Source organism: Thalassospira lucentensis, assembly GCF_032921865.1.
Classification (GTDB): Bacteria; Pseudomonadota; Alphaproteobacteria; order Rhodospirillales; family Thalassospiraceae; genus Thalassospira; species Thalassospira lucentensis_A.
The window spans coordinates 2,070,581-2,085,427 of the sequence record NZ_CP136684.1; the positions used below are offsets into that span (position 1 = coordinate 2,070,581).

Annotated in this window: 15 protein-coding genes and 2 riboswitches; of the genes, 2 read left to right on the top strand and 13 right to left on the bottom strand. The window is 55.3% G+C overall.

Annotated features, from left to right (window positions below):
* Nucleotides 1-62: 62 nt before the first annotated feature.
* From R1T41_RS10180 to gpmI, 8 genes are all read right to left on the bottom strand, one after another.
* On the bottom strand, nt 63-899 hold the full coding sequence (locus R1T41_RS10180; protein ID WP_317341449.1) for an alpha/beta hydrolase: 837 nt from the start codon (nt 897-899) through the stop codon (nt 63-65).
* A 44-nt stretch (nt 900-943) separates the two neighbouring features.
* Nucleotides 944-1,750 (bottom strand): methyltransferase domain-containing protein, encoded by an 807-nt coding sequence (locus R1T41_RS10185; protein WP_114111323.1) that lies wholly within the window; start codon nt 1,748-1,750, stop codon nt 944-946.
* A 65-nt stretch (nt 1,751-1,815) separates the two neighbouring features.
* Nucleotides 1,816-2,007, bottom strand: a complete 192-nt coding sequence (locus R1T41_RS10190) for a hypothetical protein (RefSeq protein ID WP_317341450.1) — start codon at nt 2,005-2,007, stop codon at nt 1,816-1,818.
* Nucleotides 2,008-2,093: 86 nt separating this feature from the next.
* Nucleotides 2,094-2,669, bottom strand: coding sequence for an RNA pyrophosphohydrolase (locus R1T41_RS10195; protein WP_317341451.1), 576 nt, complete (start codon nt 2,667-2,669; stop codon nt 2,094-2,096).
* A 38-nt stretch (nt 2,670-2,707) separates the two neighbouring features.
* Nucleotides 2,708-4,174 (bottom strand): divergent polysaccharide deacetylase family protein, encoded by a 1,467-nt coding sequence (locus R1T41_RS10200; RefSeq protein ID WP_317341452.1) that lies wholly within the window; start codon nt 4,172-4,174, stop codon nt 2,708-2,710.
* Between the two features lie 101 nt (nt 4,175-4,275).
* A complete protein-coding gene (locus tag R1T41_RS10205) occupies nt 4,276-5,580 on the bottom strand; it encodes a S41 family peptidase (protein WP_062951601.1) in 1,305 nt (434 codons plus the stop codon).
* On the bottom strand, nt 5,577-6,923 hold the full coding sequence (locus R1T41_RS10210) for a peptidoglycan DD-metalloendopeptidase family protein (protein ID WP_114111230.1): 1,347 nt from the start codon (nt 6,921-6,923) through the stop codon (nt 5,577-5,579). Before R1T41_RS10210 ends, R1T41_RS10205 begins: the two co-directional genes overlap by 4 nt.
* Nucleotides 6,904-8,496 carry a 2,3-bisphosphoglycerate-independent phosphoglycerate mutase gene (gene gpmI / locus R1T41_RS10215; protein ID WP_317341453.1) on the bottom strand — a complete coding sequence of 531 codons (1,593 nt, stop codon included), beginning with the start codon at nt 8,494-8,496 and terminating at the stop codon, nt 6,904-6,906. The genes R1T41_RS10210 and gpmI overlap by 20 nt, the downstream gene beginning before the upstream one ends.
* A gap of 274 nt (nt 8,497-8,770) precedes the next feature.
* A riboswitch (glycine riboswitch) is annotated at nt 8,771-8,870 on the top strand.
* A gap of 3 nt (nt 8,871-8,873) precedes the next feature.
* A riboswitch (glycine riboswitch) is annotated at nt 8,874-8,999 on the top strand.
* Nucleotides 9,000-9,069: 70 nt separating this feature from the next.
* On the opposite strand from gpmI, the gene R1T41_RS10220 reads away from it, so the two are divergent.
* Together R1T41_RS10220 and R1T41_RS10225 are read left to right on the top strand one after the other, a co-directional pair.
* Nucleotides 9,070-10,485, top strand: coding sequence for an L-serine ammonia-lyase (locus tag R1T41_RS10220; protein WP_062951598.1), 1,416 nt, complete (start codon nt 9,070-9,072; stop codon nt 10,483-10,485).
* 151 nt (nt 10,486-10,636) lie between these two features.
* Nucleotides 10,637-11,170, top strand: coding sequence for a dihydrofolate reductase family protein (locus tag R1T41_RS10225; protein WP_317341454.1), 534 nt, complete (start codon nt 10,637-10,639; stop codon nt 11,168-11,170).
* 6 nt (nt 11,171-11,176) lie between these two features.
* Here R1T41_RS10225 and R1T41_RS10230 read toward each other — a convergent pair whose 3' ends face one another.
* The 5 genes from R1T41_RS10230 to R1T41_RS10250 form a co-directional block, all read right to left on the bottom strand.
* Complete coding sequence (locus R1T41_RS10230) at nt 11,177-11,833, bottom strand: hypothetical protein (protein ID WP_317341455.1); 657 nt, start codon at nt 11,831-11,833, stop codon at nt 11,177-11,179.
* A 101-nt stretch (nt 11,834-11,934) separates the two neighbouring features.
* Complete coding sequence (gene rlmH, locus R1T41_RS10235) at nt 11,935-12,393, bottom strand: 23S rRNA (pseudouridine(1915)-N(3))-methyltransferase RlmH (RefSeq protein ID WP_317341456.1); 459 nt, start codon at nt 12,391-12,393, stop codon at nt 11,935-11,937.
* 82 nt (nt 12,394-12,475) lie between these two features.
* Nucleotides 12,476-12,865, bottom strand: coding sequence for a ribosome silencing factor (rsfS, locus tag R1T41_RS10240; protein ID WP_062951594.1), 390 nt, complete (start codon nt 12,863-12,865; stop codon nt 12,476-12,478).
* Nucleotides 12,866-12,919: 54 nt separating this feature from the next.
* The gene (locus tag R1T41_RS10245) at nt 12,920-13,528 is read right to left on the bottom strand and encodes a nicotinate-nucleotide adenylyltransferase (protein ID WP_062958771.1); all 609 of its coding nucleotides are present in this window, start codon (nt 13,526-13,528) and stop codon (nt 12,920-12,922) included.
* Nucleotides 13,525-14,811 carry a glutamate-5-semialdehyde dehydrogenase gene (locus R1T41_RS10250; protein WP_317341457.1) on the bottom strand — a complete coding sequence of 429 codons (1,287 nt, stop codon included), beginning with the start codon at nt 14,809-14,811 and terminating at the stop codon, nt 13,525-13,527. Before R1T41_RS10250 ends, R1T41_RS10245 begins: the two co-directional genes overlap by 4 nt.
* Nucleotides 14,812-14,847 lie beyond the last annotated feature (36 nt).

The window sequence follows — 14,847 nt, forward strand, 5'->3', positions numbered from 1 at the left end:
ATCCCAGTTGATGCACATCCCCTTGTGCGAACAAATACTGGATGTTTCCGGTCCCGGCTTTATCAGTCGGTGAGGAACGCCTTGATGGCTTTTATCTGTTCCTCGTCATTCAAGTGGGGTGCGTGACCACAATTTGCCACTATTAAAACCGGCATTTCCGGTTTTTGTTCCCGCATTTTTTCTACGATAGCGGGCGGGATCAGATCAGATTTCGCACCACTGATCAGCATTACGGGGCATGGAAGGGCGTTGAATTGATCCCAAGCATCAAAGGAATCAATATGTTCGGCAAAAACGCGCATCACTTCGGGATCGTAATGCATCATGAAATTTCCGTTGGGCATGCGCCGGACGGAACGCGCAGAAATAAATGACCATGTGGCTTCGTCAGTGATCCCGAACGGCGCATAGATCAGTTTGACGATTTCCTCGACATCATGAATTGTTTCGAACTCGGGCGTTGTGCCGACATATGACTTGATGCGGGCAACGGCGGTCGGATCAAGTTCCGGGCCGATATCGTTTAAAACCAGCTTTTCGATCCATCCGGCAGCTTCGGCTGTAACGGCAAGCCCGATCAGCCCGCCCATCGATGTGCCGATCCATTTGCAGCTTGAAATTTTGAAATATTCAAGCATTTCAAACGTCTGTGCGACGTAGAAAGGCAGGGTATATTCGCTGTCGGGATTCCTGGCCCACCCGGAAAGCCCGCGTCCGATCATGGATGGGCACAGGACGAAATAGGAATCGGTGAAATGTGGGGCGACATCATCGAAATCATCGGCCAGCCGCGCCAGACCGTGGCTCATGACAAGGGCCGGTTTATCCGGTGTGCCCCATGTCCGGACATGAACTTCATAACCGCAGCAGGGAATAAAATGATCACGAAAGGCGGGCATGGATTGCTCCTTCGGATGCCCGCCAATAAAACGGCGTGTCGGACTTAGGCGTCGCGTTTGCGGGCAATCATGAATAACCGGTTGAACGGAAACAGGGTGATGCCATCTTCACGCGGGGGATAGACCTGTTTCAAGCGGGTTTTGTATTTTTCGCAAAATGCGGCGCGCGCATCATCGTCGGGCAGGGCGGCCAGAACCGGCCGCAAGGCGGTTGACGAGGTCCAGTCAAACACCGGGTCTTCACCATGCAAGACATGGCAATACTGGGTCTGCCAAAGATCAATGGCATCACAGTCCGGGGAAAGAACATCGAAATAGTCGCCTGGCCGCATGATCCGGATTTGCTGGGTTGCTTCGGCAACGGCATCGCGCCATTCAATTCCGGCTTCGCCAATCAGCTGATGACTGGGGGCCAGGAAATTGTTCGGCACCTGAATGGCCAACAAGCCGCCGGGTCGTAAAAATCGTGTCAGCCGCGGGAACAGTTTTGCATGTTCGGGAACCCATTGCAGGGCGGCATTGGAAAACAGGATATCGATTGGCTCGTCAGGTTCCCATTGCGCGATATCAGCCTGTTGCCATTCTATATTTTCACCGCGTGTGCTGGCGGTTTCGAGCATTTCCGATGATGAATCAATCCCGACAATACGGACATCGGGATTTTCTGGTGTCCGATACGCCTGATCTAGCAATGCGGTGATTGAACCCGGTCCGCAGCCAAGGTCGACAATGTGACGCGGTACAAAGCCATCTGCCGGCTTGGGCAGGCGGGCGATCAGATCTTTGGCCGGGCGGCGGCGTTCATCGCCAAACAGGCCGTAGTGAACGGGATCCCAGTGTGTATTGGTCATACCCTGATCCATACCGCGCATGGTCCTGAAAGAAAACCTTTAAGGCGATGCGAACCGTTTCGGCGTTACTTATGGGAGTCCTTTTCCTGCTGGTCATAATGTCCCTTGATCAACTGGAACATGAACAGCACCGCGCCGATGAACAGTGCCAGACCAACAAAATACGAGTAGCCGTCAAGCGAACCCGAGGCATAGAACAGGCCAAAAAGACCTACCACGATCGTCAGAACAACGAAGATCAAGCGATCTGCACCCATCTTAGAACTCCTCTAAACTTCTGATGTATCTTGATTTTCTGCAATCTAGCGCTTTGCGCGCAGTGATCAAGAAATAACGTGGCGTCTTATGCCGTCCCCGAATTTCGAATTCTTTGAGGTACATCACTAAAGATTTCGACCAGTTGCAAATAAACTGGTCTTTTGAACGGCACGATCAGATCGGGCAAAGTTCCGAAATCGGTCCAGCGCCACGCGTCGAATTCGGGATGAGGCACATCGATTTTGATATGTTTTTCCTTGCCGGTAAAGCGCATGGCGAACCATTTCTGTTTCTGGCCACGATATTTGCCTCCAAATGCCTTGCCGATCAGATGGTCGGGCAGGTCATAGGTGAGCCAGTCGGGGCTTTCGGCAATGATTTCTGCCTTGTCGGTTCCGATTTCCTCGGACAGCTCGCGCCGTGCGGCCTGTTCTGCGGTTTCGCCGTCGTCGATGCCGCCCTGCGGCAATTGCCATGCTCCTTCAAATCCGATCCGGTTGCCGATCCAGACCTGTCCGTCATCGTTGAACAGCGCAATCCCGACGCATGGACGATAAGGTAAATCTTCCGCTGTCAGGCCAGCTCCGCCGGTACTTTCGATCGGCTGATCCTTGTCCGGCTTGGCAGCTTTCTTCGACTTGCTACCTGATTTCTTGGCCATTTTTACCCCCTGTCCGCGTTTACGCGTCAGCTATGCCGTCAATTCTCGATTGTTTCATTTGCGCCGTCGCCGGTATCTTCCGGGGCGGCATTCTGCTGCGCACGTTCTTCGGCCAGTGCTGCTTCACGCCGGGCGGCTTCCGCCTCGACCGCAGATTGCGGTGTGACCTGCATCTTTGCAAGGGCCGAAACCGGTGCAAGCTGAACTCCCTGACGCGCAAGCCGTGCCGACCAGTTGCGAAGGCGCTGAATGGTGACAGGATAGGATTGCGCGATCCCGATGGCGACACCATTGCTTTTTGCCTGCTCAACCAGATCGTTCAGGCGGGCGTCAATTTGCCGTCGGCTTGGTATTTCGTCGATCATGATATTGCCTATGGCATTCGGGGTGTCGGCATTCGATGCCAGTTGTGCGCCAAGACTGATCGATCCTGAATTCGTGCCTTCAACATACATCAGGCCCGTCCGGTCGATGAACTCGATAACCGGGCGGATGGCACTGTCAAGGCTGCCAAACTTTGATCCAAGATAACTGACCACACCAGCATAGCCGGGGAATCGCGCCAGCAACCATTCCAGCCTAACAAGGTTTTCACCTTCCGGAAGGCTGGTCAGAAGCGCACGTGGACCGGGATCGGACAGCGGGAAGTCGATTGGCTCCATCGGCAACTGCAAGAATACTTCGTGACCCATCGCCCTTGCATTGGCCGCGACCTCGGGCAGATTGTTCGAATAGGGTGACAGCGCCAGCGAAATGTTCAGCGGCAAATCTTCGATTGCGGCCTGTGTTCTTTCACTATTCAGGCCGATACCGGTGACAATGATGCCGACATAGGGTTGGCCTTCAACCACGTCAAACGGGCGCTTATAAGCATCAAACGGTGTCGTGCCATCATCGGCAATTCGCGGAATGCGCCCAAAGCTGCCTTCCTCATCCAGACCGGGAATGGGGGCCGGGCGCAAGGGATCTGGCTCTATGGGCTGATCAAGTGCACCTTCCTCGGCAAGGGCGGCAAGTTCTTCGGGGGTCGGTGTTGTGCTGCCGTCGGTCGTGCCATCCTGTCCCGGTGTTCCAACCAGATCGGCAACGCCTTCAAGCTGTTTGGCAATGTCCTCTGCATTTTGCGGTTCGCCGGACTGGTTGGTGTCGGCATTGGCAAGGGCCTCCTGCTCGGCACGGGTGCGTTCTTCAACGTCACGCACGCCCTTGGCGATTTCTTCCTGAAGTTCGCGTTCGGAACCGGGAACAGCAGCGATTGTTTTCGGGCTGCCCAGATGGAACAGCCGCCATCCGGTTTCTGGATCAAGGATCGGGATCAGGCCAATTGCTGCGGCCCCGATGGGGCTTAGAAACAGGGCAATGATCAGGAGCTTGGACAACCACCAGCGCCGCGATGGCGGACGCTTGGGCAGGCGTTCCCACTGGACCTCAATCGGCAGCTCGTTAAAGGGAAGATCCTCGTTAGACAGGGTGTTTGAAACATCATCTGTTTCTTCATCGCCCATGTCATCGAGAGTATCCCGTTCCTTCTTTCGGCCAAACCGCAAGGATTTTATGAGTTTCCTGATCACGAAAGGTCAGTCTCTTTCGGTATTCGGTTCGCACCTCACCCTTGCGGGCGGGGTGCGAACAGGGCAATGCCCCGGATCATGTCAAGTGCACGTGACAGCTGATAATCCTCTAGCGCGATTTCCTCGGCGGCACTGCGGCGATCATTTGCATCGCTTTCAGCATTGCTGATGGTTTCGTCCTCGTTGCGCAAGGCACCGTTAAGGTCGGCTTCGGACCGGCGCTGGGCGGCTTCGATGCTCTCTACACGTGCCTGTGGTACGATGATATCAGGCACAATGCCGACTTCCTGGATCGACTTACCCGACGGCGTGTAATAGCGCGCTGTGGTCAGACGAAGTGCCACGTTCCCCGGCATCGGCAGGATGGTCTGAACCGATCCCTTGCCAAAGCTGCGCGTTCCCATGATGACCGCCCGGCGGTGATCCTGAAGGGCACCGGCAACGATTTCCGATGCGGATGCCGAACCATCATTGACCAATACAATCATCGGAAGTCCGTCGGCAAGATCGCCCGGACGGGCGTTGTAACGTTCGGTGTTTTCGGTATCGCGCGGACGGGTTGATACGATTTCACCCTTGTCCAGGAACGCATCCGAAACCGAAATCGCCTGATCAAGCAATCCACCCGGATTGTTGCGCAGATCAATCACGAGGCCCTTCATTTCCGGGCCGATCTGATCGCGCATATCGGTGATCGCACGTTGCAGGCCGCTATAGGTCTGTTCGTTGAATTTGGTGATGCGGATATATCCGACATCGTCTTTTGCTTCGGAGCGGACCGACTGGATTTTGATCACGGCCCGGGTCAGCGTCACGTCAAACGGTGCGGCTTCGCCCTTGCGCATGATGGTCAGGCGGATATCGGTATTGACCTTGCCGCGCATCATCTCGACTGCCTCGTTCAGGCCAAGGCCCCGGATCGGTGTGCCGTCGATATGGGTGATGTAATCGCCCGGCTGCAAACCGGCTTTTTCGGCTGGCGTGTCATAAATCGGGGAAATGACTTTGACAAAGCCCTCTTCCATGGTGACTTCGATGCCAAGCCCGCCAAACTCGCCGCGGGTATCAACCTGCATTTCCTCGAAATTATCCATATTCAGATATGAGGAATGCGGATCAAGCGATGTGAGCATGCCGTTGATCGCAGCTTCAATAAGCTGCTTGTCATCGACTTCCTCGACATATTTCGATTTCACCTGTTCAAACACATCGCCAAACAGGTTCAGCAGCCGATAGGTTTCGGCCGAAGTTGTTGGTGAAGATTGCGCCAGCGCGGGCGAAGCAAGGCCCAAAGTCATGCCGGTAGCGAGTGCGAATACTGCCAATCGAGAGGTTTTCATCCACTTACCTTGCCGTTTTTCGAGGCCAGCCAGGGAAGCGGATTGACCGCTTCGCCGTCATGGCGCATCTCCAGATAGAGTTTAGGCGATATTTCACCCATTATTCCAACAGGTTCGCCCGCCAACAAATACTGTCCTACCACACTGTCGAGCCGATCAAAACCGGCGATAAGACTATGGTATCCTTCGCCGTGTTCGATAATCAAGAGGCGGCCATAGCCACGGAACGGCCCGGCGAATACAACTTTGCCGTCAAAGGGGGATACGACTTGCGCGTTTGGGCGCGTATCGATCTCGATCCCTTTGGAATGTGTAACCGCCAATCCGTCCGGTCCGCGGGACCGTTCGCCAAACAGTGTAACGACCTTCCCGCTTGCAGGCATACGCAATTGTCCGTGTGCCAGCGTGATCGAACTGCCAACGGCCATTTCTTCATCGGGGGCGGTTGACGGTTTGCTTGCCGGGGCCGTCTTTTCGGCAGGTGGGGCGGGTGGTTCGTTTCTGGCAATGGTCGATGGGGGCGGGGCAGGTTTGGGCTCTTCACGTTTGGCAATCTGGCGTTCCGGTTTCATGCGGGGTTCGGGAACGCCTTCTGCCCGCTTTTTCAGGCTTTCCAGAAGATCGCCCAGTGATTTTGCCTCGGTCGCCAGTTCATTGACGGCGCGCGATGCCATTTTGGCCTCTGCCTCGGTTTCCGAACGCAGTTTGCGCTTTTCGTTAAGCAGAGCGGCTAATGACTGGCGTTCTGCCTGTAATTCTTCGGTGGCGGATGCCATTTCGCTGCGGCGCGTGCGGATGTCTTCGCGAAGGGTGCCGATTTCTTCAAGTTCGGCCCGCAGATCACGAGCATGCTGTTCGACGCCGGGCAAGGCGGCCTTCAGAAGGATCGCGGATCGCAACGTATCCTGCGGGCTGGTCGGAAGGGCGATCACGGCTTCTGGCGGAGTGGTCGACAGCCGCTGCAGGGCCATCAGGATGCGGGCATATTGCCCGGCTTTGTCTTCAAGGCTGGTGGCGGCGCGCTTTTCGCGGATTTCAAGTTCGGCAAGCTGGTCTTCAAGCTCGGTCAGCTTTGTCTCAAGGCGTTGGGCACGTCTGGCAACCGAAATGGCTTCGGATTGAAGCGCCTGTTCCTCGGTCCAGAGCTCTCGCGATTTGCGTGACAGGAATTCTTCCTGTTTCTGTTGTTCGGACAACTGGCTTTCAAGTTTATCAAGCTGGCTGTCGACCTTGCGCAGCGACTGCGCAAAAGAGGGCGCAGCCCCGCCCGCAATCATGGCTGCAAGCACAGCCAGCGCAGGCAGGGCGGTCCTGGAACGCAGATCAGCTCGCAAGAAGCGCATCATTCCCTTTCAAGCCCTTGATCAACGGTTTGCCGGTCATTTCCTTGGGCTGCGGCAGGCCGAGAAGCTGAAGCAACGTTGGCGCCACGTCGGCAAGGCGGCCATTTTCCAGTGTGACACCTTCTGGCCCGTTTACCAGAATGGTCGGCACCAGATTAAGCGTATGTGCGGTGTGCGGTTCACCGGTTTCCGGATCGACCATCATCTCACAATTACCGTGATCAGCGGTAACGAACATCACACCGCCCACCGATTTAACCGCATCAACAACCTGCCCAAGGCAGGTATCAACTGCTTCAGCGGCTTTCATGGCGGCTGAAAGAATGCCGCTATGGCCGACCATGTCGGGATTGGCAAAGTTCAGAATGATCGCGTCATAGGTTTCTGCCCTGATAGCAGCCACCAGCTTTTCGGTTACTTCCGGGGCCGACATTTCGGGCTGGAGATCATAGGTCGCAACTTTGGGCGAGGGTACCAGAATACGGTCTTCGCCTTCGAAAACCTGTTCTTCGCCGCCGTTAAAGAAGAAGGATACATGCGGATATTTTTCGGTTTCCGCAATGCGCAACTGTTTCATGCCCGCCCTGGAAACAACTTCGCCAAAGATATTTGGCAACACCTGCGGCGGATAGATCGCATCCATATATTTCGCATGGTCGGACGAATATTCGACCATGCCGGCCTGTACGGCGAATTTGATCGGGGTGCCACGGTCAAAGCCGTCAAAGTCCGATGCGCAAATGGCGGCCAGAATTTCGCGTGCGCGGTCGGCGCGGAAATTGGTCATCAAAAGCCCGTCGCCATCTTTCATGCCGTTATAATCGCCAATTACGGTCGGCAGAACGAATTCATCCGTGGTATCGGCATCATAGGCCGCCTTGATCGCGGCTTCGGCACTTTCGGCGGTGCGGCCATCGGCGTAATTCTTGCCCTGCACCATCGTGAAATAGGCTTGGCTGACACGTTCCCAGCGGTTGTCGCGATCCATCGCGTAATAACGCCCGGTGACGGTCACGATTTCAACATTGGCATCGCCAATCAGGGAGCGGAATTTTTCAAGGAATTTGGCTGCACTCTTGGGCGCAGTATCGCGGCCATCCAGATAGGCATGGATTTTTACCGGCACACCGGCTGATGCGATGATTTTGGCAAGGGCTGCCATATGGGCCTGATGGGAATGCACCCCACCTTCGGACAGAAGCCCTGCGATATGACAAACACCACCGCTTTCTTTCAGCTTGGCGATGACCTTTTTGACCGTGTCGGTTTCGGCAATCAAACCGGTTTTGACCGCGTCATCAATTTTCGGCAGTTCCTGCATCACAACCCGACCGGCACCCAGATTCATATGGCCGACTTCCGAATTGCCCATCTGCCCTTCGGGCAGGCCGACATCCAGACCGCAAGCCTTTAAAAAGCCGGTCGGATTATTGGCATAAAGCGCGTCCCAAACAGGGGTATTGGCCAATGCAACCGCATTGTCCTTGCTTTCCTCGCGATAACCCCAGCCATCCAGAATGCACAGCACCACCGGACGCGGGCGCTTTACGGTATTTGATACAGTCACAATCATAATCCCACGAAGTAAGGTACACGAAATAAGGTAAAAGGCTGAATTACCGGTAAAGATGGTTATTTTCCGGTAATTTCACCATCCGTACAATGACGTCGGGCGCGGTGGGTCCGCCATCAGACGCTGCCAATCATAGCATTTTCAACGCGCAATCTATCATGAATGGAAGCATTGAACAGCCTTCCGGCCGGGTATTTTTTGTGCGGTTGCAAAGCTGCTTTTTGACAAGGCTTGCCACCTGCCTGTAATCTGGCATGCAACGGTGATACCTCGAATAACCGCGATGGGAGAGCCCGTTTTGATCCCGTGATCAGATCGGCGCCGAAGGAGCAATAGCCCCGAAAACTCTCAGGCAGATGGACCGTTGCGGATTGAGGCTCTGGAGAGAGAAAGCGGTACGGGGCCAACGCCCGGCACCATATTTCCACCGAAGGATGAAGCCATGTTGTCAAAGGCGGTTGTTTTTGGTGGCAGGGCGCACAATCTCAGGTCAAGGGACAGAGGGGGCAAGACACCGGTTCTATAACGTCGTGCGGCATTTTTCCGCATGACAAAGAGCCGTGGGAGGCCCTTTTGACCGAAGAAAACAAACAACGTCCGCAAGACGTTAACCTTTCCGTTGTTGATCTTTATACCATCGGGATCGGGCCATCGAGTTCGCATACCGTCGGTCCGATGCGGGCAGGCTATCGGTTCTGTCTGGAACTCGAAGCCCGGAACATTTTGGAAAAAATCGGCTCGGTAATTGTTGATCTTTACGGATCGCTTGCCCTGACCGGCAAGGGGCACGCCACCGATACCGCGGTGATCATGGGGCTTTCGGGGGAACGACCGCGTTCTGTTGATCCCGACCGGATCGCACCGACGATGGATGCGATTGACCGGGACCGCGAATTACAGCTTTATGGTCGCCATCCGGTTTCCTTTAACCGCGATACCAATCTTGTGTTTCACATGGCCGAAAGCCTGCCCGAACATCCCAATGGTATGCGGATCACCGCCTTCGACCATGATGGTATTGTTTTGCACAAACAGGAATATTTCTCGGTCGGGGGTGGATTTATCGTCTCGGGAGATGATCGTGGGGCGGAATATTCCGGCGATAACATAACGCTGCCTTATCCTTTTTCCTCGGCCGACGAATTGATGGCGATCTGCAAACAGGAAAAGCTGTCTATTGCCGAAGTCATGGCCGAAAATGAAAAAAGCTGGCGCGACCCCGCCGAAACCGAGGAATTCGTTGATCGCGTGCATCGCGCGATGATGGATTGCATCGAACGGGGCTGCAAGTCGGATGGTATTCTGCCCGGCGGGCTGAATGTCAAACGGCGCGCGCGTAAACTTTACCTTGAACTGACCGAACGGCCCGAAGCGGGGCTTAAGGATCCGTTGACCGTGATTGACTGGGTCAATCTCTATGCCCTTGCGGTGAACGAAGAAAATGCTGCGGGTTCGCGCGTGGTTACGGCGCCGACCAACGGGGCAGCAGGCGTCATTCCCGCCGTGCTGCGCTATTACGAACGGTTCGGGGCCAATGTCACACAGGGAAAAATACGCGAATTCCTGTTAACCGCGGCGGCCATTGGTTCGATTTATAAAAAACGCGCCTCGATATCGGCTGCCGAAGTCGGTTGTCAGGGTGAGGTTGGTGTCGCCTGTTCGATGGCAGCCGGTGCCCTTTGTGCGGTTATGGGCGGCACGCCAGAACAGGTTGAAAACGCCGCCGAGATTGGTATGGAACATAACCTTGGCCTGACCTGTGATCCGATTGGCGGTCTGGTGCAGGTGCCTTGCATCGAACGCAACACCATGGGGGCGGTCAAGGCGATCAATGCCGCCCGTCTGGCGATGCGCGGTGATGGTCAGCATACAGTGTCACTCGACAAGGTTATCGAAACCATGCGCCAGACCGGTATCGACATGCAAAGCAAATACAAGGAAACCAGCCAGGGCGGGCTTGCGGTTAATGTCAACGTCGTTGAATGCTGATTTGCCTGTCGAAATGACCCTCACACACCTCCGAAGCAATTGTTTCGGGGGTGTTTTTCGTCCGGCCTGATTCTTGCCACCTTGGATCTGTATTCTGATATGCTCAAGTAATTAATAACGGGGCAAAGACCCCGAACAGGTTGGGCAAAGCATGAAAAAGAAACTGTTCCGCATCTATATTGCGGTCAGTCTGGATGGCTATATCGCGCGCACCAATGGTGCGGTTGACTGGCTCGATGATTTCGATCCGGCCGAGTTCGATTTTGAAGGCTTTCTGGGCACCGTGGGAACACTGATCATTGGGCGAAAAACCTTTGATCAGGTGATGGAATTTGGTGAATGGCCTTATGAGGATCGCCGCACGATTGTTCTGACATCGCGCGATTTACCCGATAAACGTCCGGCCAATACAGAGGCCTATGGCGGCAGTCTTGTCGAACTGGCAAGACTGCTTCGCGATGACAGATCGGATACCGGCGATATCTGGATCGTCGGCGGGGCCAGTGTCGTGACCCAGTTTCTGTTTGGCGGTCTTGTCGATCAGCTTGAAATGTTCATCATTCCGGAAATTCTGGGCGATGGCATCCGGCTGTTTGGCCGGGATGCTGCGGGCACAACACCGAAACTGGTGGCATCGGAACACTACAAGTCCGGTGTTGTGCGCATGCAGTATGATTTGCGGTAAGGCTGGTTATTTCAAGGTTTCCAGCTTTTCGGCAATCTTTGATGAAAGTTCGCGAAGGGCATTAACAGCACTGCTTTGCCAGTCGCTGTCGAGGACCATCTGCATCTTTTCCTGATAGCTGTCGGTGACTGTAACCGGTTCGCCCTTGTTCAGTTCGTTGCCCTTCAACGTCACTTCGGACTGGTTATGCACCGTGACCTGCCAGAAACCGGGTTCGAACCATGACCAGAACTTGATCAGGTCGGCATCGACGGCGTCGGCGCTGTCATATTCGGCGTCCCCCGGTTCAAGAACACGGTATCCGGCCTGTTTGAAGCCGTTGGAGATTGCCTTGTTGACAGCATCGGCAACGGTTTTGCCTTCGGGCAGCAAAACATCTCCCATCGCCATTCCGTAACCATTGCGTTTTCGGGCATAGGCACGCGACGTAAAGGCGACATCATCAATCTCGTCATTCGACAGCGACGGGATATCCGGTGTTGACGGATCAATCTCGAATTGGCGTTTGTCTTCGACCGAAACGATTTTAACGGCCGGCCCAGTCGCCGGGTTCTCAATTTTGGCCGGTTCCTGAATTTCGACAACGCTACGCGAAGCTGCGCACGCGCCGGTCAGCATTGCCAAACCGATAACGGCGGCAATCTTTAAGTATCTGGTTTTCATCGTTAATTCCCTTTCTCAAACAGATGGAGGAATACTCAGGGATAAATTTTGAAACAACTTATCCAAGAGTGGGGGAGCCGATGCTTTTGGTAACTTCGGGATTATTCCCGGTGATAGGGATGATTGGTCTGGATCGCGTGGGCGCGGAAAAGCTGTTCGGTAATCAGGGCGCGCACCAGCATATGGGGCCATGTCGCCTTGCCAAGTGACCAGAGCGTATTGGCGCGTGATTTGATGGCGTCTCCATGCCCATCGGCTCCGCCAATGGCAAAGGCGATATTTCCTGCATATTGATCGATCCAGCCTTCAAGTTTTGCGGCAAAATCGATGGAACCGTATTCGTGGCCACGCTCGTCAAGTGCGATCAGAAAGGCATTATCGGGGATGACGCCCAGCAAAAGCTCCGCTTCGCGGTCTTTAAGCTGATTGGGCGGAAGCTTTTTCTTTTCTTCGACTTCCCGCACGGCAAAGGGCCAGCGCAGGCGCGCCGCGTAATGGTCAAAAAGATCTTTTTCGGGGCCGTTCTTCATCCGGCCCACTGCAGCAAGGGTAATTTGCATCTTTCCGATCCGGCTTTGGCCCGCATGGGGACCACCGATAGCCGATCCCCGCGGTGGTCAGGGCAAACCGGGGCGGACTGTATTAATACAGCCGCGCCGCCTGCTGTTTAAGCGCCGGGTTTTCAACGCCCCACATCTGTTCGATGTTGTAAAAAGCGCGAACTTCCGGACGGAACAGGTGAACGATGACATCGCCGGCATCAACCAGAACCCAGTCACCCTGTTCCTTGCCTTCGGCCATTGCACGGCCCTGGCCGGCATCTTTCAGCTTTTCGACAATATGTTCTGCCATTGACGCGACCCTGCGAGAGGACGAGCCGGTTGCAATGATCATATGATCGGCAAGGGAGGTTTTATCGGTCAGATCAATGGTGACAAGGTCTTCGGCCTTGTCGTCTTCGAGCGTGCTCTGGATAAGGGCAAGGAGCTCGCCCGGGGTCAGAGTCTTTTTTGCGGTACCTATGGTCGCCACCTCAATTTACGCGAGAAAGCCCGATCCGATTCGGATTCGGGAAATTCCCGCCGGTCAAACCTGCCATCTGCCTTCGGCGCGGATTGCGGTCGAAGAGGCCGGATGGCGCTTTATTGGCAGGTAAACCCAGGCCGGAACATCGAGATCGGCCAGCAAACCCGCCCTGTCCGATGGGATGCGCCAGCGTTCCATACGCTTGGCCGCCGTCCCGGACAATGCCTTGTTAGAATACCCCTCACGGTCAAGGACCGCAATGGGAGCGCGCAAAATCAACCTGTCCCACCATTTCCATTTATGAAACTGGGCCAGATTGTCCGCCCCCATCAGCCATACGAACCGCGTTCGGGTAAAACGACGCTGCAAGGCTGCGAGAGTGTCGGCCGTATAGCGGGTTCCAAGTTCTGATTCAATTGCAGAAACAACAATGCGGGGATGCTTTGCCATCATCAATGCCGAATCGAACCGGTCGGCAAGGTCTGCCATGCCCTGCGTCGGCTTTAGCGGGTTTTGCGGTGACACCAGCCACCAGACCGCATCAAGACGCAGGCTTTTCAACGCTTCAAGCGATATATGCAAGTGCCCTTCATGTGCCGGATTAAAGGACCCGCCCAGCAATCCGACGCGGGGCGGGGCACTATGGCTTCTGGGCGTAGAAAAGCTCATGGGCGGGTCTGGCCGGTGCCGCGCACGATGTATTTATAGCTGGTCAGCTGTTCGACTCCGACCGGACCGCGTGCATGCAGCTTGCCCGTCGAAATGCCGATTTCCGCCCCCATGCCAAATTCGCCGCCATCGGCAAACTGGGTCGATGCGTTGACGATCACGATACCGGAATCAACACCGTTCAGGAAGGTCGCGGTCGCATCGGCATCCTCGGCCAGAATCGCATCGGTATGGTGCGATCCATATGTGTTGATATGGCTGACTGCCTCATTGACCCCGTTGATGACCTTGATCGACACAATCGCATCAAGATATTCGGTGACCCAATCCTCGTCCGTTGCAGGCAGGATGCGCGCATCCACCTTCTGCGCGTGGGCATCGCCGCGCAATTCGCAACCCTTGTCGGCAAGGGCGGCGGCAATTTTCGGCAACAGATCATCGGCAACCGCCTGATCAATCAGGATGGTTTCGGTCGCGCCGCAAATGCCGGTCCGACGCATTTTGGCATTCACCACGATATCAACGACCTTGGACTGGTCCGCACTGGCATGGATATAAGTATGGCAAAGCCCTTCCAGATGCTTGAACAACGGAATGCGGCTTTCATCGGTTATCCGCGCAATTAGCGATTTGCCACCGCGCGGGACGATGACATCAATATAATCGGACAGCTTCAGCATTTCTCCAACGGCGGCGCGATCCGTAACCGGGATCATCTGAAGCGCATGTTCAGGCAAACCGGCTTCGAGAATGCCGGCAAGCATGCAATCAAAAATCGCACGTGATGAATGGAAGCTCTCGGAACCGCCGCGCAGGATCGCGGCATTGCCTGATTTGATGCACATGGCGCCGGCGTCGGCCGTTACATTCGGGCGACTTTCATAAATGATACCGATCACGCCAAGCGGTACCGATACGCGCGCGATATCAAGCCCGTTGCGCTCTGGGCTCCAGCGGGCCAGTTCGCGGCCAACCGGATCGGGAAGGTCCGCAACCGCCTCGACACCAGACGCCATGCTTTCGATGCGCGTGGGATCAAGCGCAAGGCGGTCCAGCAGTGCGGGCGTCAGACCCTTGGCGCGACCTGCTTCCATGTCGCGTGCATTGGCGGCCAGAATGACATCGGCATTTTCGCGCAATTTGCGCGCGGCCGCTTTAAGGGCGGCGGTTTTTGGTTCGGACGGGACCTGTGCCAGTTTCAGCGAAGCTTCACGGGCATTGATGCCCATGTCGCGCATTAATGCTGCAATGTTCTGGTTTTCGATGCTGGCAAGTGCCGTCATGGTCCTGGTTCCGTTCCTTGAAGATGTCCCGCGGGC